20 protein-coding genes and 1 other annotated feature are annotated in these 22,093 nt (G+C 32.8%); of the genes, 1 reads left to right on the plus strand and 19 read right to left on the minus strand.

Annotated features, from left to right (window positions below):
- Nucleotides 1–2: 2 nt before the first annotated feature.
- Nucleotides 3–242, minus strand: a binding site (T-box leader).
- A gap of 78 nt (nucleotides 243–320) precedes the next feature.
- The 3 genes from ACYUJ6_RS11775 to ACYUJ6_RS11785 form a co-directional block, all read right to left on the minus strand.
- A complete protein-coding gene (locus ACYUJ6_RS11775; RefSeq protein WP_461842970.1) occupies nucleotides 321–758 on the minus strand; it encodes a CBS domain-containing protein in 438 nt (145 codons plus the stop codon).
- Nucleotides 759–960: 202 nt separating this feature from the next.
- Nucleotides 961–1,140 (minus strand): hypothetical protein, encoded by a 180-nt coding sequence (locus tag ACYUJ6_RS11780; protein ID WP_369704893.1) that lies wholly within the window; start codon nucleotides 1,138–1,140, stop codon nucleotides 961–963.
- A gap of 238 nt (nucleotides 1,141–1,378) precedes the next feature.
- The gene (locus ACYUJ6_RS11785; protein ID WP_461842971.1) at nucleotides 1,379–1,774 is read right to left on the minus strand and encodes an HNH endonuclease; all 396 of its coding nucleotides are present in this window, start codon (nucleotides 1,772–1,774) and stop codon (nucleotides 1,379–1,381) included.
- A gap of 449 nt (nucleotides 1,775–2,223) precedes the next feature.
- Here ACYUJ6_RS11785 and cls point away from each other — a divergent pair, with 449 nt between their 5' ends.
- Nucleotides 2,224–3,651, plus strand: coding sequence for a cardiolipin synthase (gene cls, locus ACYUJ6_RS11790; protein WP_461842972.1), 1,428 nt, complete (start codon nucleotides 2,224–2,226; stop codon nucleotides 3,649–3,651).
- A gap of 53 nt (nucleotides 3,652–3,704) precedes the next feature.
- On the opposite strand, the gene ACYUJ6_RS11795 is transcribed toward cls, so the two are convergent.
- The 16 genes from ACYUJ6_RS11795 to ACYUJ6_RS11870 all read right to left on the minus strand — a co-directional run bounded on the left by ACYUJ6_RS11795 (nucleotide 3,705) and on the right by ACYUJ6_RS11870 (nucleotide 22,091).
- A complete protein-coding gene (locus tag ACYUJ6_RS11795; RefSeq protein WP_461842973.1) occupies nucleotides 3,705–5,705 on the minus strand; it encodes a fructose-1,6-bisphosphatase in 2,001 nt (666 codons plus the stop codon).
- Between the two features lie 140 nt (nucleotides 5,706–5,845).
- Nucleotides 5,846–7,360, minus strand: a complete 1,515-nt coding sequence (locus ACYUJ6_RS11800; RefSeq protein ID WP_461842974.1) for a phosphohexomutase domain-containing protein — start codon at nucleotides 7,358–7,360, stop codon at nucleotides 5,846–5,848.
- 168 nt (nucleotides 7,361–7,528) lie between these two features.
- Nucleotides 7,529–9,709 carry a heavy metal translocating P-type ATPase gene (locus tag ACYUJ6_RS11805; RefSeq protein ID WP_461842975.1) on the minus strand — a complete coding sequence of 727 codons (2,181 nt, stop codon included), beginning with the start codon at nucleotides 9,707–9,709 and terminating at the stop codon, nucleotides 7,529–7,531.
- A 270-nt stretch (nucleotides 9,710–9,979) separates the two neighbouring features.
- A complete protein-coding gene (locus ACYUJ6_RS11810; protein WP_369704899.1) occupies nucleotides 9,980–10,207 on the minus strand; it encodes a heavy-metal-associated domain-containing protein in 228 nt (75 codons plus the stop codon).
- 84 nt (nucleotides 10,208–10,291) lie between these two features.
- Nucleotides 10,292–12,532, minus strand: a complete 2,241-nt coding sequence (locus tag ACYUJ6_RS11815; RefSeq protein WP_461842976.1) for a heavy metal translocating P-type ATPase — start codon at nucleotides 12,530–12,532, stop codon at nucleotides 10,292–10,294.
- A 47-nt stretch (nucleotides 12,533–12,579) separates the two neighbouring features.
- A complete protein-coding gene (locus tag ACYUJ6_RS11820; protein ID WP_461842977.1) occupies nucleotides 12,580–12,852 on the minus strand; it encodes a metal-sensing transcriptional repressor in 273 nt (90 codons plus the stop codon).
- 214 nt (nucleotides 12,853–13,066) lie between these two features.
- The gene (locus tag ACYUJ6_RS11825; protein ID WP_461842978.1) at nucleotides 13,067–13,825 is read right to left on the minus strand and encodes a YncE family protein; all 759 of its coding nucleotides are present in this window, start codon (nucleotides 13,823–13,825) and stop codon (nucleotides 13,067–13,069) included.
- Nucleotides 13,826–13,913: 88 nt separating this feature from the next.
- Nucleotides 13,914–14,567, minus strand: a complete 654-nt coding sequence (locus ACYUJ6_RS11830; protein ID WP_461842979.1) for a L,D-transpeptidase family protein — start codon at nucleotides 14,565–14,567, stop codon at nucleotides 13,914–13,916.
- Nucleotides 14,568–14,616: 49 nt separating this feature from the next.
- Complete coding sequence (locus ACYUJ6_RS11835) at nucleotides 14,617–15,051, minus strand: hypothetical protein (protein ID WP_461842980.1); 435 nt, start codon at nucleotides 15,049–15,051, stop codon at nucleotides 14,617–14,619.
- Between the two features lie 166 nt (nucleotides 15,052–15,217).
- Nucleotides 15,218–15,733, minus strand: coding sequence for a shikimate kinase (locus tag ACYUJ6_RS11840; protein ID WP_461842981.1), 516 nt, complete (start codon nucleotides 15,731–15,733; stop codon nucleotides 15,218–15,220).
- A 3-nt stretch (nucleotides 15,734–15,736) separates the two neighbouring features.
- Nucleotides 15,737–16,576 carry a shikimate dehydrogenase gene (gene aroE / locus ACYUJ6_RS11845; RefSeq protein WP_461842982.1) on the minus strand — a complete coding sequence of 280 codons (840 nt, stop codon included), beginning with the start codon at nucleotides 16,574–16,576 and terminating at the stop codon, nucleotides 15,737–15,739.
- On the minus strand, nucleotides 16,573–17,712 hold the full coding sequence (locus ACYUJ6_RS11850; protein ID WP_461842983.1) for a bifunctional chorismate mutase/prephenate dehydratase: 1,140 nt from the start codon (nucleotides 17,710–17,712) through the stop codon (nucleotides 16,573–16,575). The genes aroE and ACYUJ6_RS11850 overlap by 4 nt, the downstream gene beginning before the upstream one ends.
- Before the next feature lie 18 nt (nucleotides 17,713–17,730).
- Nucleotides 17,731–18,813, minus strand: coding sequence for a chorismate synthase (gene aroC, locus ACYUJ6_RS11855; protein WP_461842984.1), 1,083 nt, complete (start codon nucleotides 18,811–18,813; stop codon nucleotides 17,731–17,733).
- Nucleotides 18,794–20,074 (minus strand): 3-phosphoshikimate 1-carboxyvinyltransferase, encoded by a 1,281-nt coding sequence (aroA, locus tag ACYUJ6_RS11860; protein WP_461842985.1) that lies wholly within the window; start codon nucleotides 20,072–20,074, stop codon nucleotides 18,794–18,796. Before aroA ends, aroC begins: the two co-directional genes overlap by 20 nt.
- A gap of 36 nt (nucleotides 20,075–20,110) precedes the next feature.
- Nucleotides 20,111–21,193 carry a 3-dehydroquinate synthase gene (aroB, locus tag ACYUJ6_RS11865; RefSeq protein WP_461842986.1) on the minus strand — a complete coding sequence of 361 codons (1,083 nt, stop codon included), beginning with the start codon at nucleotides 21,191–21,193 and terminating at the stop codon, nucleotides 20,111–20,113.
- A 7-nt stretch (nucleotides 21,194–21,200) separates the two neighbouring features.
- Entirely contained in the window at nucleotides 21,201–22,091 is an 891-nt protein-coding gene (locus ACYUJ6_RS11870) for a prephenate dehydrogenase (RefSeq protein ID WP_461842987.1), read from the minus strand.
- Nucleotides 22,092–22,093 lie beyond the last annotated feature (2 nt).

Consider the following 22,093-nt stretch of genomic DNA (forward strand, 5'->3'; position numbering starts at 1 on the left):
AAAACTAGGACGGAGATATCCGCGGTACCACCTAAATTGTGTCTGTTAAACACCTCTTTTTAGATACAAACATATCCTATCCGTTATAACGTACGGCTAACGTTAACCACTACTTTCTACCTGAGTAGATTTCAATTTACTCCTCTTAGGTCCATTCACTACATATCCAGTATTGAGATTTCACCCTTCTCAACTCTCTATAACTTAATTATATAGTTACTCTTCCTCGTCAAAGGATTTAATATTTAAATTAAATACATGATATCACTTGAATCTTATAATGTCAACATATATTTTTATAGAATTTAATCTTATTAAATTCATTCTTTTATTTTACCAGCTAGGCTGCAATTTTTATGGAATAACCCTTTATAACAATAATTTATTATATCACTTCGTTTTATAATTCCTATAAATACATCTTTATCATCTATGACTGGTACAAAATTTTGATTTACAGCAAGTGATATCAAATCTTTCATATCGGAATTAATTCTAACTGATTTATTGTTCATCCGCATGGAAATTTCTTTTAGAAGTACCTTGTCTGTATTCTTAAAGTTCAAATCAGGAGTGTTTTTCAACTTCCAGAGCAAATCCCCCTCTGTGAGGGTACCCACATATTTGCCCTTATTGTCAATAAGTGGAATAGCTGTATACCTATACAACTCCATTCTCTCCAGTGCTTGTCTCATAGTTGAGTTCGGTGTCTCATAAACTACATCTGCCTTAGGTGTGAGAAAAAATGCTATATTCATATATTTCTACTCCTTAATATCTTTAATTTTAATGCTGATTTCTGTATTTCCTTTCAAATCATTATAATAATTCAATTAGACAGTTAAAATGTTCATGAAAATTTCAACCCCACTAATAGGCCAATTATCACTACTAATATTTATTATAAAATATAGATTTTAGATAATAATCGACCTAACAGCATAGGATTTTTAGTAAATACTACTTCGAACATTCAGCTTCTACTTGAAGTAATTTTCTAAGCACGTCCTCTATATTATCCACTAACTTCTCATCAATCTTTACATTGTCCTCATTTACAGCATCAATTGCAATTTTCAAGCCTTTAGTTATATTACTTATTTCCTCCAGCGTTAACAACATAAGTATATTCTCTTTCATGTCAATAACCCCCTTATCTAACTTAATTTTTTTAGAAAGCGACTATATCCATTATCCCTTTATTGTATTTTGTAAAATTTAAGTTAATATAAAGTGCTTATTTTAGAGATAATTTTATTAATTAGTGTTTTAGTAGACATTTTTATAATAACTGGCAAGTTTAAAATGATTAACCTGCAGTTTATCTTTAATTTCATTTAACGCCCTTACTATAAAGTGTATTTTGAAACAGCTGTTATTAGAAATTTGCTATAAAATCATAATATTCTTCCATCATATATTCTGTGTATGTCCTTCTGCCCATAAGTCTGTATATTACATCAAAACTTCTATATCCCTCTTTATATAATTTATATTCTCTTAAAAGTTTTTTTAACATACCCTTATTTATTTGAAGAAGGGTTACTAATTCATCCAACGTATAAAACTCTTTACAAAGCAATTCTTCAAGTTTTTTCTGCATTTCCAGTTTATACTCTAAATCCAACTTTCTATTTTTATGAGGTCCGTATTCTCCCCTGTGATGTTCTGGACATAAATATTTAAAATTCAAAGGAAAATCCACGCCTCCCTGGCTCCTATAAACTATATGATGCCTATCCGCTGGCTTACCACATATTTGGCATTTTAACAATTTCTTCCCTCCCAGTTTTTATAATGGATTCTATTGTAATTTATATTAACATTATAACACAGGTTGTACTATATTTCACTTATAAAAATTTGTGAAATTTATTTGAATTATTTCCTATTATTCTTTAAATTTTTAATAAAAACTACTAAAAGGAAAATAAATAACACTACAAAAATAGGTACTGCAGAATAATATATTATTTTATCAAGATCAAAATTCATTAGCTCAGTCCCCTTTATTATATTTTCTATTTATAAAATTTCTACACTGAAAATAAAAAACCTTTAAAAAACTAAAAAATTATTTTTATCCATGTATTTATAAACTTTGTAAATATATATGTTATAATAAAAAAATTAAGGTTCAAGTATAAATAATATTTCTCATAGGGAAATTCCACCCAAATCAGTAATCACTTGATACACACAATATTCAGGAGGAAATAAAAAATGCAGAACATTTTTTACCTTACATTTTTAATTAATGTTATATTATCTGTAATTGTTATAATTTTGGAAAGAAAAAATCCTGAGAAAACAATTGCCTGGTTAGCTGTTTTCATACTATTGCCGCCTTTTGGTTTAATAGCTTATATCTTTTTGGGAAGGAACTGGAAAAAGCACAAACTTCATGACCAGACAAATATAAACATAGAAGAATTAATATATGAAGCTATAAAAAACATAGGAGACAACAGTTATACTCCCCTAATTGAACTTCTTTCAAAAAACAGTGAATCACCTTTATTTACAAACAACTCCATAGTGTTGTTTAAAAATGGTCTGGAAAAATTCAGCTGTCTAAAAAAAGAGCTTTTAAAAGCAAAACATCATATTCACATGGAATATTTTATAATAAAAAGTGATGAAACCGGAAATGAAATAAAGGACATATTGATAAAAAAAGCCTTAGAAGGAGTAACTGTAAGACTTATACTTGATAGGGTTGGCTGTATAAAATTAAATAAAAATTTTATACAGGATCTAAAAAAGGCTGGTGTGGACTTAGTACAATATTCATATTTCCTGGCCCCAATTTTAAGACATATAAATACTCAGATAAATTATAGAGATCACAGAAAAATAGCAGTTATCGATGGCAAGGTGGGCTTCGTAGGTGGAATAAATATAGGAAATGAATATGTGGGAAAAAGTAAATACGGCTATTGGCGCGATACTCACATAATGGTAAAAGGAGATTTTGTATTGGGCCTCCAGGCTGTATTTATAGATGATTTTGCTACAATAAAAGCTGCAAATGAAGAATATTTTTTATATGATGGAAATTTTGAAGAATTTTTTCCCCAGGCTTCCTCCAATAACAATAACAAATTAATGCAGCTTGTAAAAAGCGGCCCGGATTCTGAATTTCCAGCTATTGAACAATCAGTTTTAAAAATGATAAGCATGGCTAAAGAACATATCTACATTACCACCCCTTATTTTGTACCTACGGAAAGCATATTGAACGCAATAAAAGTTGCATCCTTAAGCGGAGTAGATGTACGTATTCTATTCCCTGGCAGATATGATCATATACTTGCATACTATGCATCCAGAACTTATCTTGGGGACTTAATTAAAAACGGAGTGAAAGTTTATTTCTACAATAAGAACTGTTTTGTCCATTCTAAAACCACCAGTATAGACGGAAAAATATGTACTATAGGCACTGCCAATATGGATATAAGAAGTTATGAGTTAAATTATGAGATAAATGCAATGATTTACGACCAGGAAACCACGGAGGAACTTGAAAATTTATTTTTTGAAGATCTTCAAAACAGCAGGAGGATTTCTGATAAATACTTTGACAATTTATCTCCTCTCATTAAGGCTTTTGAAGCTTTTTGTAAAATATTTTCTTCATTGTTATAACTGCTTCACGGCAAATATGAAGATTGCTGTGAGGCAGCTATCAATGTATAACCTCATTCCACCTGGTTATTATATTCTTTGATAAGTCCCTTCCTGTAGGCTATTAAGAGTTTCTCCAGATCGGCTATCTGTTCTTTAAGCTCTTTTCCTATATCCGTGTCCGCTACTCTCTTTCTTTTAGCTACATGTTCCAAAATTATTGTAGATGATATAATATCCTTGTCCTCTTCTATGGCATTTTTTATAGCTGAAAAAGGTTCATGAGAAGTAAGCAGCAATCCATAGGAATTATATATCAAAGTATATCCTGCAATTCCAGTCTCGGGCTGATATGCCTTGCAAAATCCCCCATCTATTACAAGCAGTTTCCCGTTTGCCTTTATGGGACTTTCACCTTCCTTGGTTTTTACCGGAATGTGTCCATTTATAATATGGGAGCTGTCTGGATCTAAATTAAATTCCGATAATATATTTCTACATACCTGCTCATTGTCTCTATATCGGTAATAATAATTTTTGGGTTCGCAATGAGCCTTATCATCATCAATAAAATATCTTTCAAAAGTGGTCATTCTGGTTTTTCCAAACATAGGTGAATCCTCTCCGCACCACATATACCACATCATGTCCATAGCATATTTTTTACCCTTGTTGCTGCATTTAAAGAAAAATGCATCCCTGGCTATACGATCATATCTGTCTAAAAGTTCTTTTCCCCTATAGCTTATCTTTCCTATTTTGACTTCTCTAAGACTTCCGTCCTTATTCAGTGGAATGCATCCATGATAGAGAAGATTTGAATTATAAACTAAATACATACTGCCTTTTCCATATAAGAATTTAATATGTCTCTGCAGTTTTTCACTGTTTACAAAGGAATTCGTCAGCTTTTCAATAATCTCATCTTCCCTGTCCGTCAATTTATAAGGATCCTTCCAGTCTACAGTGGGAAATTCAGTATCATTCAATTTATAAATATGGCCATATATGCTTATTTCCCATTTTTCTCTATTTATTTTATCCAGTAATAACCTGTCTTCCATTTTAAATTCGGGATGTCTTTTTATTATCTGACCTTCTATTTTAAACTGCATTATAGCTATGGCCTTATGCATTTTTGCCAACAACTGAAGTTCATTTTTATTTATATCCTTGTCTAAAGTTTTAGGAATAAAGTTTTCACAAGGATCATCTTTATAAAATTCCAGGGCAAAGGTTGCAAGAGGAAGCAGATTTATCCCATATCCATCTTCAACAGTATTTAAATTTGCATATCTAAGTGATATTCTCAATACATTAGCTACACAGGATCTGCATCCGGAAGCCGCCCCCATCCACAGCATATCATGATTTCCCCATTGAATATCCACAGAATGATGCTTCATAAGTGCATCCACTATGATTTCAGCTCCAGGCCCCCTGTCATATATGTCTCCTATAATATGCAGCCTATCCACTACTAATCTCTGTATTACATTTGAGATTGTTATAATAAATTCAGGAGCACGATCAATATCTATAATAGTCTTTATTATACCATTATAGTACGCTTGTTTGTCTACTCTGTCATCCTGCTCATGAAGCAGCTCTTCTATTATATATGAAAAATCCTTGGGCAAAGCCTTTCTAACTTTAGAACGAGTATATTTTGAGGATACATTTTTACACAATTCAATTAACTGATATAAGGTTATTCTATACCAATCCTGCAGATTGGCTTCTTTTTCCTTAATTAACTCCAATTTTCTTTCAGGATAATATACTACTGTTGCCAGTGCTGCCTTTTGTTCTTCTCTCAGTGAATTTCCAAATACATCGTCTATCTTTCTCTTTATTACTCCAGATGCATTTCGCAGCATGTGAGTAAAGGATTCATACTCCCCATGAATATCACTTATAAAATGCTCCGTAGCTTTAGGCAGGTTCAATATAGCCTGAAGATTTATAATCTCCGTACTTGCACTGGATATTGTTGGATATTCCCTAGATAATAATTGAAGATATCTTAAATCCTTTTCTATTATATCTAAATTGTTATCATCATAGAAAATCATGTCCGTTTTCTCCTTCTTAAATATTATAGATATAAAAATGATATACTATATTATATTATAGTATATCATTTTTAACATGTATAGTATAAATTACAGGATTTAATATAACACATCACTGCATATATCTTAAAAGTATACACTTATTTAAAGCTATTAATATCTAAATCCTTATAATTCATTAAAAAGGATTTTAATTTATCTATAATTATTTTTGATCCTCCTATAACGTCCGATTCAATATTCAGGCATAATACGGGTTCATGGAGGGAAATCCTCAGCAAAAACCAGCCGTCTCCCTTGGACCTGTCACATTCCACTCTTATTCCCTCATAATTGTCAGGTGCTGGATTCCACCCTTCAATTTTTTTTATACAGAATTTTAGATCCTCTATTATTTTCAAGCCATAGTCTTTAAAGTCTTCATCTAAAATATCAAACCTAAATTCCAGACTCTCCAGGGGAATCTTTAAGGTATCTATCAAATTTTCTATACTTTTCCCCTTTTCATGCATTTTGGCCATTTTTATCAGTATCTTAGCTATTAAATAAGCTCCGTCATCTAAAAAATAGTTCTCCTTTAAAGCTGCATGCCCTGAAGTCTCAATAGCTAAAAAACACTTTTCTCCTTCATGATTCAGCCTTATACCCTCGTTTATAACATTTCTATAGCCTCTTTTAAACCTATGGTGTTTTCCCCCCAAATTTTGAATAAATTCGTTTAAGCCTCTTGAAGTTACAGAATCAGTGACTATAGCAGTACCTGGATGTTCTTCCAAAACTATGGAGGATACTAAAGCTATCAGTGTATTTCTGTTTATACCTTTACCATTGCCATCTACAATAGCTGCCCTATCCACATCCGCATCAAACACTATGCCCATATCCGCTTTATTTTTGATTACTGCACTTTTTATAGATTCCATGGCTTCTTTAGCCTCCGGATTGGGGATATGATTTGGAAATCTTCCATCCGGATCAATGAATTGACTTCCACCAGTTTCTGCTCCCAAGGGTTCTAAAACCTTACTTGTAAAAAATCCTCCTGCTCCATTGCCTCCATCTACAATAATCTTAAATTCCAATAGGGGTTTCCCATAATTGATCTTCGAATTTATACCTTCCCTGATCTTTTTAACCAGTATATTGGAATATTCAGTTATAAAATCCACTTTTAAGATTTTACCTTTATTACAGGCTATTTTACAATTGTCATTGGAGGCTTCTGTCAATATATATTTTATATCTTCCTTCTCACATCCACCACTTTCAGTAAAAAATTTCAGCCCGTTATAATAATAGGGCAAGTGGCTTGCTGTTATCATAATAGAACCCTGGCATTTATACCCGGGATGCACAGTAGTCATAAACATAGCCGGTGTGGTACAAAGATTACAATCATATACAGTACATCCTAAATTCAGAAGTTCCCTTGATATAACATCCCTAAGTTCAGGACCTGACAGCCTTGAATCCATGCCTACTGCAATTTTTAATTTATCTCTTCCTATACCCTTTTTGTTTTCAAGCCATATTACAAATCCCCGAATTATTTTCTTTACCCTTTCAGCAGTGAAATTTACATCCTTTTCCTTATTTTCAATGGCAATTCCCCTTATATCCGTACCATTTTGTAACTCATACAACTTTTCTAGCATATTTGTCCTCCTACTCTCCAATTCTTATATATATTATATAACAAAATACAGAGCATACATATCCCCATATGGCAAAATATCTCCAATTACTTCTTTCCTAAATTTACAACAGGCAGATGCTTATATAAAGCCCTGCCTGCATAGTACAATTTTCTTCATATTCTCAACCTATTCATTGTCAAATTTCATGGTTCTCATGGAATTCAACACTGCTATAAGGGCAACTCCCACATCTCCAAATACAGCTTCCCATATATTTGCAATTCCCAGGGCTCCCAAAATCATAATTATAACCTTTACCCCCAGGGCAAATACTATATTTTGTGTAACTATTTTTTTAGTGTTCCTGGCTATTTTAATGGCCACTGACACTTTAGAAGGTTCATCTGTCATTATGACCACATCTGCAGCTTCTATAGCCGCATCTGAACCAATACCTCCCATAGCCACTCCCACGTCTGCTCTTGCAAGTACCGGAGCATCATTGATTCCATCCCCTACAAATATTAATTTTCCGTTTTCACCGTTTCTATTATATATTTCTTCTAATTTTTCCACCTTTTCATCCGGGAGAAGCTCTGAATACACCTCATCTAATCCAATACTTCCAGCTATCTTTTTCCCCACCAAAGAATTATCTCCTGTTAGCATTATCACTTTTTCTATGTCTTGATTTTTTAAATCTTTTACTGCTTTTCGAGAATCTTCTCTCAGCTCATCAGATATGATTACATATCCAACATAGCTGTTGTTCAAAGCCACATGCACTATAGTTCCCACTGACTCAACCTGCTCACATAAAATTCCCTTATCAGACATAAAGTTTTCATTTCCTACCAATATTTCACATTTACCTACAGTAGCACTTATGCCTTTGCCTGGAGTTTCCCTGTAATCTTTTATTAAGCTTCTTTCTACTTCTTGGTTATAAGCTTTTAGAATTGAAAGTCCAATGGGATGATTGGAATACACCTCCGCAAATGATGCATATTTCAAAACATCCTCCTCTTTAAAACTGCCATAGGCTTTAACTTTTGTAACCTTAAATACTCCTTTAGTTAAAGTCCCGGTTTTATCAAATACAACTGTATTTACATAATTTAACGCTTCTAAATAATTCCCTCCTTTTATGAGAATGCCATTTTTAGAAGCACTTCCTATACCTCCGAAAAATCCCAGAGGCACGGATATAACCAATGCACATGGACAGGATACAACTAGAAATACCAATGCCCTGTAAAACCAGACTGAAAAAGTTGCCCCGGTTACAAAAAGCGGTGGAAGTACTGCCAGCATAAAAGATAATACAACTACTGTGGGGGTATAATATCTGGCAAATTTAGTTATAAAATTTTCCGTAGGAGCTTTTTTACTGCTGGCATTTTCAACCAAATCCAATATTTTGGCTACAGTAGATTGTCCAAATACCTTGGTTACTTTTACAGACAGGACTCCATTTTTATTTATAAATCCTCCCAATACCTCATCATCTACGGAAACCTCCCTGGGAAGTGATTCACCCGTTAGCGCTGAGGTATCTACCGTGGAATTACCCTCTACTATTTCTCCATCCAGAGGTATTTTTTCTCCTGGCTTAACTAATATTATATCTCCCACATTTACATTTTCCGGATCTACCTTTTTTATCTGGCCATTTGATTTTACGTTGGCAAAATCTGGCTTTATATTCATCAAATCAGATATGGATTTTCTAGAATGATCTACCGCTCTATCCTGAAAATATTCACCAATCCTATAAAACAACATTACTGCCACAGCTTCTGGGTACTGTTCAATACAAAAAGCTCCGATACTTGCAATGCACATTAAAAAATTTTCATCAAACACCTGGCCTCTGCCTATATTTTTAATTGCTTTTAACAGCACTTCCTGTCCGATTATGAGATAGCTTATTAAATACAATGTCAATTCTATTTTAAACTGGAAATTAAAAATTACGGCACTGGCATAAATCAAAACACCTATGCCCAGAATTATATTTTCAATACTATACTTTTTTTCCCTAGCACCATCTGAATTTTTTTCTAATTGGTCCTTTTTCATATCATATAATAGCTTTACTTCTGGTTCTACTTTGTGTACTATTTTTTCTATCTTTTTTATAACACAATCCAGTTTTTCTTCATCTTCCAACTGTACAATAAGTTTTTTAGACAAAAAATTCAGATATGCAGTTTTTATTTCGGGAATATCTTTTACTTGATTTTCAATTTTATTAGCACAATTGGCACAGCATAAATTTTCCAGTATGAACTCTCTTTTTTTATTACCATCTTTAATATTCATAATTCTACTGTCATTTAACTTTTCACCAGCAGCCACATTCATTTAAGTTCCCCTCCCCTGTTATTTTTATTCCGCCCTGACAACTTCTTTTACTTTCCACAATTTTAGTAAAATCAAAATAATGGATATGTATGTATAAATCTACATATGAATATATGAGTACTTGTTCATATGTTTATATCATTAGTATATTTTAATACTTCATAAATGTCAATAATTTATGTATATGAATCTAAATAAATTTAAAATGACCAGTGAAAAGTCATTCATTGGTCATTTTAGTATTCGCTAATTAAGGCATATTGAATTTTCCTATTCTATGCTTTTTACTTCGTAACCTGCATCCTTCACAGCTGCTTCTATATCAGAGTTATTGATTTCAGATGAAGATTTTATAATGGCAGTCTTACTGTCCAAATCCACCTTGGCATTTGAAACACCTTCTATTGACTCCAAGGCTGACTTTACATGATTAACACAATGCTGACAGCTCATTCCCTCTACATGTACAATCTTCTTTATCTTTCCTTTAAAAAACATAATTACACCTCTTTATATTTTTATATTTATTTTAAGTTGACAGCTATAATTAAGCTGTCAACTTAAATTATCAGTTTAAACTTTCTAATTATACATTGGTCTAAATCTCTTCAGCCTAAGTGCATTTAAAAGTACTGAAACTGAACTAAAGCTCATGGCCAATGCTGCTATCATAGGATTTAAAAGCGGACCGCCAAATATGAAAAGCACTCCCATGGCCACAGGTATACCTAAAGAATTATATCCAAAAGCCCAGAATAAATTTTCTTTTATATTTTTTATGGTTTTTTTGCTTAAATCTATAGCTGTAACCACATCCATCAAATCACTTTTCATAAGTACGATATCCGCTGATTCCATAGCCACATCCGTCCCTGAGCCTATTGCTATACCCACATCTGCCTGGGCCAAAGCCGGAGCATCATTTATTCCATCCCCCACCATAGCTACCTTCTTATTCTCATTTTGCAGCTTTTTTACTTCATTGGCCTTATCCTGTGGAAGTACCTCTGCAAGTATTCTGTCTATTCCCACTTGCTTTGATATAGCCTGAGCTGTATTTTTATTGTCTCCGGTTATCATAACTACTTCTATTCCAAGAGAGTGAAGCTTTTCTATGGCCTTTTTGCTATTTTCTTTAACAGTATCTGCTACAGCTATTATTCCTATCAATTTATTGTTTAATGCTATATACATAGGTGTCTTGCCTTCACTGGACAGTTTTTGTGATACTTCTTTCATATCTTTTAGAAAAATTTTTCTATCCATAATAAGCTTTTTATTACCTAAAAGCACGTCATTGCCTCCCAGGGTGACCTCAATGCCATAGCCAGGTATGGCAAGAAAGGACTCTATTTTTTTTAGCGGGATATTTCTTTTTTCGGCTTCTTTAACTATAGCTTCCCCCAATGGATGTTCTGATGCTTTCTCAGCAGATGCAGCAATTTGGAGCAAATAATCCTCTTTTAAATCGCTTGACAGCACTATATCTGTGACCTTGGGCTTTCCCTCAGTTATAGTACCGGTTTTATCAAACACTACCGTCTGTATTCTATGTGCAATCTCTAAAGCTCCACCACTTTTTATAAGCACTCCGTACTCTGCACCCTTTCCTGTTCCCACCATTATAGCTGTGGGAGTTGCCAGTCCCAATGCACATGGACAAGCTATTACAAGTACGGATATAAATATAGTTATTGCAAATACTCCTGATTGCCCGGATATATACCAGGCTATGGAAGCTATTATGCCCAATATTAAAACTACAGGTACAAAATAACCAGCTATCACATCTGCCAGTTTTGCAATAGGTGCCTTTGATCCCTGAGCCTCTTCAACCAATTTTATTATCTGAGAAAGTGCTGTATCCTTTCCAACTCTAGTAGCCCTGTATTTTATGAAGCCATTCTTGTTTATACTTGCACCGATAATTTTACTTCCCGGGGTTTTTTCCACCGGTATACTTTCTCCTGTAAGCATTGATTCATCTACAGAAGTCATTCCATCTATAACTTCACCATCTACGGGAATTTTTTCTCCCGGTCTAACCACAATTACATCTGAAACTTCCACTTCATCAATTGGAATCTTTATTTCTTCCCCATCTTTTATTATATTTGCAGTTTTAGGTGCCAAATCCATTAACTTTCTTATAGCTTCAGAAGTTTTCCCCTTAGCCACATTTTCAAAATACTTTCCCAAAGTTATAAGAGTTAGTATAACCCCTGCAGATTCAAAATACATATGATAATAATTATTGTCCAGTAATATTTTGAATACAGAGAACAAACTATACAAAAACGCTGCCGATGTTCCTATAGCTATAAGAGAATCCATATTAGGGCTTTTTCTAAATAGTGATTTAAATCCCACTGTGAAATATTTTCTTCCAACTGCTATTACCGGAATAACCAATAAAAGCTGAATTACTGCAAATTCCCGGGGGTGTACCATAGGATCTATTGGTCCAGGAAGCATTATATTCAATTTTTCAGTTATCATAGGACCCATAGCTGCAACAAGAAGGGGAATTGTAAATACAGCCGACACTATAAATCTTCGCTTTAACTCTTTGATTTCTTCTTCTTTTTTCTTGTTCTTGTCAATATTGCTTTCTTCTTCAATGATCTTGTATCCTGCCCTTGCAACATCCTTTTTTAAATCATCAACTTTCATTTTAGAAGGATCAAAGGTTATAGTTAACTTTTCAGTGGCAAAATTTACATTGGCTTCTTCCACTCCATCTAATTTTTTGCTTACCTTTTCTATTGTTCTGGCACAAGCTGCACAACTCATTCCCTCTATTTGAAAAGTTCTGCTTTTCATTTTAATACCTCCTATACTTAACTTACCCAAATCCATATACTTAATTTCTATCCGTTCTTATCCAACAATTTCCCCAATAAACCCATTATTTCATCTACCTTTTCTTCTCCAGAATTATGAAGAAAAGCATCTTTTACACAATGATTTAAATGCTGCTTCAATATTAGTAAATTTGCTTTTTTCAAAAGTCCCTGAGCTGCTACTATTTGATTGGATATATCAATACAATACCTTCCATCTTCTATCATTTTCATTATTCCTTCAATTTGTCCCTTTGAAGTTTTTAATGCCTGAAAAGCTTTCTTTTTTTCTTCATTCACTTTTACCTCCCCCCACCCCTGAGGGGTGGTATTTTGTAAAAAATATAAAATTTAAACAAGAAAAGCATTTTTTCGTTTAAATTTTCTTATTGATTGATAATCATTCTATACATATATTATAACTCAATTTATAATCCTGTATATACTTTTTAAAATATATTTACGGATACTATATTAAATATGTATATATTATTTCATCATTTATATTTTGTCTTTATCTATAAATGTTTTTAGGTTCATCCGCCAGATCAATTTTTTCAATATCCTCTGTATGGGGATTTATCAGTGCTATAGCTTTTTCCCTGCTTAAAGTTACCATAATGTTACCACTATCCTTATTTAAAGATATATCTACAGGATATCTTCCCACCCTTATTTTTTTTATGCTTTTAAAATTATTCATATCCACTGCAGTTATGGTATCCTCACCAGTGTTTGCCACATAGCAATATCTGCCATCCGCAGACATACAAACACCTTTAGGTCTTCTTCCAACAGGTATGGGCTGAAGTACAGTATAATTTTCAGCATCGATTAGAGATATATCATTACTTTTTGCATTGGTTATCATTATATAATTTTTGTTTGGGACAAAGGCAATCCGTGAAGGATGTTTTCCAATTTCTAATTTTTTTATAAGTTTATTGTCTTTAATATTATAAAATAATACAAATCCATTATTATCTTCATCCTTAATATTTGACACCACTACCACTAAAGTTTTTCCATCTGAAGAAGTTTTCATGTCTTCAGGTGTACCCTCCACATTGATTTTGCTTACAATTTGGTTTGTGACTGTATCAATTTTACATATGGTTTTTTTTCCGATAACTACAAAATAATAACTTCTAGGATCTTGTGCCTCTTTTGCCAAAGATTTTGTCCTGTAACCTACGGTTATAAATACAACAATTAGAAACACTGCCAATAAACTCAAGGCTAATAAAATTTTATAAGGTTTATATTTCAACATAATAAAGCACCCCTTCACATGTTTTTCATTTTATTTTGTGCTTTTTTTGCCCTATATATTCCTATTTATGCTAATAAATCAAGATTTTTTATTTATATATTTCCACAGGTGTTTTAAGAGGTGCATATTTTTTTAATATATTTATATCTTCATTGGATAGAGCCACACATCCATATGTCCAATCATACTTAGAGCCACCGCCATGTATGCCTACAGCACCACCAAGTCTGGTATTCCAGGGTGGTTGTCTTTTATTTTCTACAGCAGATTTTATTTTTTCATATTCAGATTTACTGATAATATTTTTATTCAATGCATTTTTCGCATCTTCTACATTGGGATAGCTTATTCCTAAAAAATATGTATACTTAGTTTGAGAATTTATATAGCATATATAGTAATCTCCTTCTGGTGTCTTGTTGTCTCCTTCTGCTTCTTTTTTGCCCTGGGGATTCCTTCCAATGCCGATTTTAAACCTTCCTATCAAATGTCCGTCTCCATAAAGCTCCATTATTCTTTTGACCTTGTATATTTTTATAGAAGTTTTATCTGGAGATTTTTCAGGTTTTCTAAAAAATATTTTTTCTCTCTTATTTTCTTGGGATGAAATACCTTGTTGAATTATCTTTTCATCGGCATTTGTTCTGTTATACCTTTTTATGGATATTGTTGAAATGGTTCCTACTAAAATCAATCCAAAAACCAAAAATAGAACAGGGAATCTTTTGTATTTATTTTTCATTTTTTTCCTCCACTTTTATCCTTTATTACATTCCATTTTACATTAATTTTTAACTTATTCCAATTATGCTTTTAATCCATTCTATTATATTTTCATTTTTCTTTTTCATACTTTCATATTGCTGATAGCTTTTATTATAAATATTTATCTTTTTATTGTATTCATCAATATGCATATTATACGCTGTCAATTTGCTATTATATGCCACCACTGCCTCGTTCCATTTATAAGTGTTCCCTGATTGTGCAGCATCATCCATGTCATTTTTTAATTTTTTTAACTCTATGCTTTCTCTTTGCACAGTATTTCCTAAATTATCTAATGACTTCTTATACTGTTGAAGCGTACTTTGCATATTATGCACCACCTGGGAGGTTTTGGAGGACTCCCTGGATTTTACATCCACCAGTGATGCCATACATATAATCAGCAATATTATAACCGCAACTGAAATTTCGGTTATAAAGTACTTTAATTTTTCCATAAATACCCTCCCCGACCTAGAAGCTAAACTGCTATAATTTAATTTCCCCATAAATCTGCTGAATTTATAGCTGTACTAATCCTATATACTATATAATACTATTATTATGATAAAAAATATGATAAAAAAACCGACAGCAAAATAAATTTACTATCAGTTCCTTATATTAAGGCTGCATATTGTCATTATAAATTTTAATTATATCCCTCAATACTTTTTCAATAGTATTTATATTTTCAACAAAAAAGTCACAGTAGTTTTTATAAACAAGGTACCTGTCTTTAAAAATTTTTTCAATTTCTCCTGCATCATTTTTTAAAAGAGGTCTTTTCTTTATATCCAAATCACCAATTATATTCTTCAATGGCCTGTCTATAAAAATTATCAATCCTTTTTTTCTAAGATTTAATATGTTTATTTTATTTTTTATTACTCCTCCTCCAGTAGATATTATAACATCTTCTTTATCACTAGCCTGTTCCACTGCCTTTAATTCTAAATTTCTAAAATATTCTTCTCCACCTTTAAAAATCTCTGAAATAGTAAGCCCCTGCTGTTTTTCTATACACCCATCTATATCTATGAGTTTTTTGTTTAATTTATCAGATAACATTTTACCTATTGTAGTTTTACCTGATCCGGGCATACCTATGAGGACTATATTTTTAATTTCTCTTTTCATAAATTACACAATATCCTCATGCATTAAATTAGAATTTTCATTTGTATTTAACAATTCATTATATATTTCATCCACAATTTTCAAAGGTATTTTTCTCTTTTGCCATATCTGCTGGGACGCCACAGCCTGAGCTACCAGCATATACAATCCATTCACGGTATTAAGTCCCAATTTGTTTCCCAATTTCAAAAACAAAGTATTCCGGGGATTGTATATTAAATCCACAGCTGTGTTAAACTTGCTTATAATCCCTTCATCTACAGAGCAATTATCTACATTGGGATACATTCCACAAGGTGTACAATTTATTATTATATCTCCCCCTTTTATTTTATGTAATTCTTCATATGAGATAATTTCAAATTTATCACTGCTTGATTTACAGGGATTTCTGCTTGCATGTATGATATTTTTTGCTCCCTTATCCAAAATATACCTGGCTACAGCTTTAGACGCTCCTCCTGTACCCAATAATATTATATCTTTATTCGATACATCTATATCATATCTCTTTAAAGTCAATCCAAACCCATAATAATCCGTATTATAACCCGTTAGTTTATTACGTGTAAATTCTATAGTGTTTACGGCCCCTATATTCTCTGCCTCTTCAGATATCTCATCCATATATTTTATGATTTCAACCTTATAAGGTATAGTTACATTAGCACCCCTGCATCCTAAAATTTTTAATGCCTCTACAGATCTATTCAAGTTTTTTTCTTCTACTTCAAAAAGATTGTATTCCCCATTTTTACCTATCTTTTTTAAAATCAAATGATGTATTATACTGGAAAAACTGTGTATTAATCTCTTACCTATAAGTCCATAAAAGTCACTCAACTTAAATCATCTCCCCTGTAATTCCCCAATAATTTAAAATAAGAGCTTTCTCTCTCTATTCCCTCTATTGCATTTTCAGTACCATTCTCCATTATGTTCCCACAGAAATCAATATAAAAAAAATATTGCCAGGGCTTATTTATCATAGGTCTTGATTCTATTTTAGTCATATTTAAATTATTTTCCCAAAAAAACTTGAGTATATTGTATAAGGTACCTGATTTATGGGGCAGAGTAACAAGAATACTGACTTTATCACATTTTTTATCATATTCCATATTCCTGCCTATTATTATAAACCTGGTATAATTATCACTGTTGTAATTTATATTTTCCTCCAATATATTCAGTCCATAAAATTCTGCCGCCTTTTTACTGGCTATAGAAGCCTTGATCTTATTATTTTCTTTCTTTACATATTCAGCACTTCTAGCTGTGTTAAAATAGGGAATAAGCCTCCATTCCTTATGTTTTTCTAAAAAACTGCTGCACTGCATAAATGCCTGACTATGCGAATACACTTCCCTTATATCTTCAATTGAAGCTCCTGCAGTGCCTATCAAATTGTGATTTACTTTAATACATTTTTCTCCCACTATATAAAATTTATGTTTTTCCAGCAGATCATAAACCTCGGAAATACCTCCTGTAGAAGAATTCTCAATGGGAAGAACTCCATAATCTATATTTCCATTTTCTAAAGCTTGAAATACATCTTTAAAATTATCAAAACCTGCAGTTTTGACTTTATCTCCAAAATAATTAGTTAGAGCTTCATAGCTAAAAGATGCAAATATACCTTGAAACCCCACTTCACATGAACTATTATAAGTTCTTATTTTTGAAGTATTATCCTTATTATGTAATCCCATTATCTTTTTCTTCTGTAGGCTTTTACTTATACTCATAACATCTCTTAAAAAAACCTCTATCTCATTTGCCATTGATCTGTGCCCTATATTATCCAAGTGAATTTTTATAATATCTTCTTCCCGACTTTTATCCAATATTTCCATATGTTTTTTTTCTTTATATTCTGCCACTTTAGAAACTATATTCATTCTCTGCTGAAAGAGTTCAATCATTTCTCCATCTATTTTGTTTATCTTATTTCTCAACTCATCTAAGCTTTCCAAATTATCCCCTCCATTAATTCATTCTTCCATTAAATTCAATATTCCTATAGCTGTAACTGCTTCTATCACCGGAACAGCTCTGGGTACAATACAGGGATCATGTCTTCCTTTTATTTTCAAAATTGTATTTTCCCTGTTTTCAATATCTACAGTTCTTTGTTTTTTTTCTATAGAAGGAGTGGGCTTTATAGCAGCTCTAAATACTAAAGGCATGCTATTTGTAATTCCTCCTAGAATTCCTCCGTTATTATTGGTGTAAGTTTTTATATTATTATCTTTTGACATATAATATTCATCATTTGCCTCTGAGCCTTTCATAGTTGTTATATTAAATCCCTCTCCAAATTCCACTCCTTTAACTGCTGGAACAGAAAACAAGAGATGTGAAAGAGTGCTCTCCACTGAATCGAAAAATGGATCACCTATGCCCGCCGGTAAATTTATAACTATAGTTTCTATAATTCCACCAAGGGAATCTCCTTCTTCCTTTGATTTCAATATACTTTCTTTCATCCTATCACCACAAGTCTTATCCAGCACAGGAAAACTATCTTTTGAAAAATCCAGAAGCGTTTCTTTTTTTACGGAAACAATATCAAAAAAGCTTTCATCTCTAATTTTTCCTATGCTTTCTATACGGCTTCCTATTATTATTCCTCTTTTTTCCAGGATTTTTCTACACAGGGCACCGGCAAAAACCAGTGGTGCTGTGAGCCTTCCTGAAAAATGGCCCCCGCCTCTGTAATCATTAAAATTATGGTATTTAACTCTTCCTGTAAAATCCGCATGCCCCGGTCTAAGTATACTGGAAGTCTTTTTATAGTCCTGGGAATGGGTATCCTTATTTAGTATAACTGCACAAAGAGGAGTACCTGTAGTTCTGCCGTTAAAATATCCGCTTAAAATTTGAAACTCATCCTGTTCTTTTCTGGCAGTGGACAGATTTGTAAGGCCTGGTGCCCTCCTCTTCATCTGTTGCCTTATATATTCCAGATCAATTTCAGTACCGGGTTTTAATCCATCTATGCTGATACCTATAGCTTTCCCATGGGATTCTCCAAAAATAGATATCTTTATCCTATTACCCCATATTCCACTCATTTATATTGCCCCCCAAAGTTCCAAAATCCTTCCAAAAGTTTGGATATGACTTTTTTACACATTCAGCTCCTGCTATTACCATGGGATTTGAACATTTTGATGATATGGATGCCAGAGCCATGGCTATCCTATGATCTTTCCAGCTGTTCACATTTCCTCCAACAAGTTTTTTTCTTCCTCTTATGATAAGTCCGTCTTTTTTTTCTATTATATCTCCTCCTATTTTATTTAATTCTGAAGATATGGCCTCAAGTCTGTCTGATTCTTTAATTCTAAGCCTGCCTGCATTTTTAATTTCAGTAATACCACAGCTAACAGATGCCAAAGCTGCCAGTGCAGGTATAAGATCCGGACATTGTGAGGCATCAATAGTAGTTCCATGAATTTCATGGCAGGGTTTAACAGTTACACTGTTTTCTCCCCATTTGATTTCTACACCCATTCTTCTGAGTATATCTATTATAATTTTATCTCCTTGAAGGGAGTTCCTTTTTAATCCATAACAGGTGATACCATTTCCAAGGGATCCCATGACAAGCCAAAAAGCAGCTTGAGAAAAATCGCCCTCCACTTTGAAATCTGTACTCTTGTATTTCTGATTTCCTTTAACCTCATAATTGCCGCAGTTATTTTTATCTATGCTTATTCCGAACTTTTTCAATACGCTTAACGTAATATCCACATAGGGTTTGGATTCCAATTCGGTAGTTATACATATTGTGGAATCCCCATCCAATAGGGGAAGGGCAAATAAAAGTCCGGTTATAAACTGGGAACTTACATTTCCCTTTATCTTGTATTCACCTGGCTTCAGTTTTCCTTTTAAAGTCAATGGCAATTTACCCCGGAAATTCCTATAATATATTTTCTGATCATCAAATATACTGTAATAAATATCAAGAGGTCTTTCCGCCAGCTTTCCTTCACCTGTAAAAACAGCCTTTTCTCCAATGGTTGCCGCTACAGGTATCAGGAACCTTATAGTGGAACCTGACTGAAAACAATTTATATTTGAATTTTTTACATGAAGCTGAGAGTTTCCCTTTACAATCAGGGAGCTTTTATTTCTTTGTATTTCTGCACCTAAATTTTCTAAAGCACCACAAGTGGCTTCTATGTCCTTTGAAAAATCCACATTTTCTATATTACTTATACCATCACATAATGAAGCACATATTATTGCTCTATGACATATACTTTTAGATGTTGGAACAATTATATCTCCTTTTAATTCAGCTGGATTTATGTGTACATACTTCAAAATACCTTCCTCCCTTCTTTATCCTCGTTATAATTGCTATTTAATTTTATCTGAAAATAAGAAGTCATATACCTGAGATATTTTTACCTTCATTATTTTTGCTTTTCCCACTTCTTCTAAAACTATGAGGTTTATGGAATCTTTACCTGATGATTTTTTGTCCAGTGCTATGGAATTTATAATAACCTGCCTATCCACATCCGGCATATAAGTTGGGAGGCCGTATTTTTTCAATATGAATTTCATGTAATTATAAGTGCCCCTTTTAGTAATCCCCATCTCCTCAGTTCTTTTGGTTATACAGGCCATGCCAATGGCAACAGCTTCTCCATGACTGTATTTTCCATAATCATAGTATCTTTCTACGGAATGTCCAAGCGTATGCCCAAAATTTAATATCATTCTGTCTCCTAAATCTCTTTCGTCTGCCTCCACCAATTGTTTCTTTATATCACAGCATTTATATATTATATTTTCCATATTATCTAAAGTTTCGTTTTTCTTTGCATAAGAGCTTAAATCCTCCAAAATGCTTTTGTCCCGTATAAATCCATATTTTATGACCTCTGACATTCCATCACTAAAAAACTTGTCATTCAGGGATATAAGTACTTCCGGATCTATAAATATAGCGTCTGGATGATAAAAGTTTCCCACTAAATTTTTTCCCCAGGGCAAATCTACAGCTACTTTTCCCCCTACACTGCTGTCTACCTGAGCCAGAATTGAAGTTGGAACCTGAATATACCTTATTCCTCTTAGATAAGTGGCTGCGGCAAAGCCTGCCAAATCACCCACCACTCCACCTCCAAGAGAAATTATAATATCACTTCTTCTTGTGTTAAATTTACATAATTTTTTATACACTTCTTCCAATACACCCAGAGTTTTGCTCTTTTCTCCCGGTGCTATGGATATTGTATTCACCTTAAATTCATTATCTAAAAGTGATTTTTTCAATACATCCAAATACAATTTCTCTACATTATGATCAGTAATTACAACTATGCTTCTGTCCCTGTATACAGATTTTAGTTTTTCTCCTATGGATTTCAAAATTCCTCTTTCTATATAGATTTTATAGTATTTTTCTTTAAGATCAATATCAATAATATTCATAAAATCACTATCCTTGTCTTTTAACTATATTTTTTCTCCTATGTACTGCATTTTCAAAAATATCATCTATCTTGTTCACATCTTTATATATTACGGCTGTTTTTAATTCATCAATACTTTTTTGAAATTTTTCTATTTCTTCTACTAATTTATCTGAATTCATTATAAATAACTGACTCCATAGTTTAGAGTTGATTTGTGCCACCCTGGTGGCATCCCTGAAGCTTCCTCCTATGAATAATTCCATATTATTTATAGAATTTTCATCATAGGAATTCATAAGAGAAACGGCTGCAACATGTGGAAGCTGACTGGTAAAGGCAATTACATTATCATGTTCTTCGGGGTTTACATAAGTCACATTGCTGCATCCTATTTTTCTTGCCATATTATCTATCATATTGAGAGCCTTGAGAGTATTTCTGGAGCTTGGTGTTATTATATAATTGGCTTTTTTAAAAATATCTGCTGAAGCAAATTCTATCCCCCTGGACTCCCTGCCTGCCATGGGATGACCTGGAACAAACTCCATACATTCAGGTAAAAATGAATTTATACTGCTAACCACATATTCTTTTACACTTGAGGTATCTGTTATAATTACCCCTCTTTTTAAGTTCTGCAGATTATCTTTTACAAACTTCACCGTATCTTTAGGATAAAGAGCTATTATAATCAAGTCAATTTTTTTTAAAAATCTTCCACCACTTTCATATGCCCTATCTATAATACCCATATCTAAAGCTTTATCTAAAGTCTTTTTGTCCTTATCTATTCCAACTATACATCTGGGATTTAACTCTTTAAGTGCCATAGCATAGGAACCTCCAATAAGCCCCATTCCCGCCACAGCTATATTTATATTAAAGTCAAAATCCTCAAAGTCACAATCCTCCACTT

This window comes from Clostridium sp. JNZ X4-2, from assembly GCF_054889485.1.

Coding starts and splice junctions, on each gene's coding strand:
- ACYUJ6_RS11775 (WP_461842970.1), bottom strand. CDS start 758: ATGAATATAGCATTTTTTCTCACACCTAAGGCAGATGTAGTTTATGAG.
- ACYUJ6_RS11780 (WP_369704893.1), bottom strand. CDS start 1,140: ATGAAAGAGAATATACTTATGTTGTTAACGCTGGAGGAAATAAGTAAT.
- cls (WP_461842972.1), top strand. CDS start 2,224: ATGCAGAACATTTTTTACCTTACATTTTTAATTAATGTTATATTATCT.
- ACYUJ6_RS11795 (WP_461842973.1), bottom strand. CDS start 5,705: ATGATTTTCTATGATGATAACAATTTAGATATAATAGAAAAGGATTTA.
- ACYUJ6_RS11800 (WP_461842974.1), bottom strand. CDS start 7,360: ATGCTAGAAAAGTTGTATGAGTTACAAAATGGTACGGATATAAGGGGA.
- ACYUJ6_RS11805 (WP_461842975.1), bottom strand. CDS start 9,709: ATGAATGTGGCTGCTGGTGAAAAGTTAAATGACAGTAGAATTATGAAT.
- ACYUJ6_RS11810 (WP_369704899.1), bottom strand. CDS start 10,207: ATGTTTTTTAAAGGAAAGATAAAGAAGATTGTACATGTAGAGGGAATG.
- ACYUJ6_RS11815 (WP_461842976.1), bottom strand. CDS start 12,532: ATGAAAAGCAGAACTTTTCAAATAGAGGGAATGAGTTGTGCAGCTTGT.
- ACYUJ6_RS11825 (WP_461842978.1), bottom strand. CDS start 13,825: ATGTTGAAATATAAACCTTATAAAATTTTATTAGCCTTGAGTTTATTG.
- ACYUJ6_RS11830 (WP_461842979.1), bottom strand. CDS start 14,567: ATGAAAAATAAATACAAAAGATTCCCTGTTCTATTTTTGGTTTTTGGA.
- ACYUJ6_RS11835 (WP_461842980.1), bottom strand. CDS start 15,051: ATGGAAAAATTAAAGTACTTTATAACCGAAATTTCAGTTGCGGTTATA.
- ACYUJ6_RS11840 (WP_461842981.1), bottom strand. CDS start 15,733: ATGAAAAGAGAAATTAAAAATATAGTCCTCATAGGTATGCCCGGATCA.
- aroC (WP_461842984.1), bottom strand. CDS start 18,813: ATGAGTGGAATATGGGGTAATAGGATAAAGATATCTATTTTTGGAGAA.
- aroB (WP_461842986.1), bottom strand. CDS start 21,193: ATGAATATTATTGATATTGATCTTAAAGAAAAATACTATAAAATCTAT.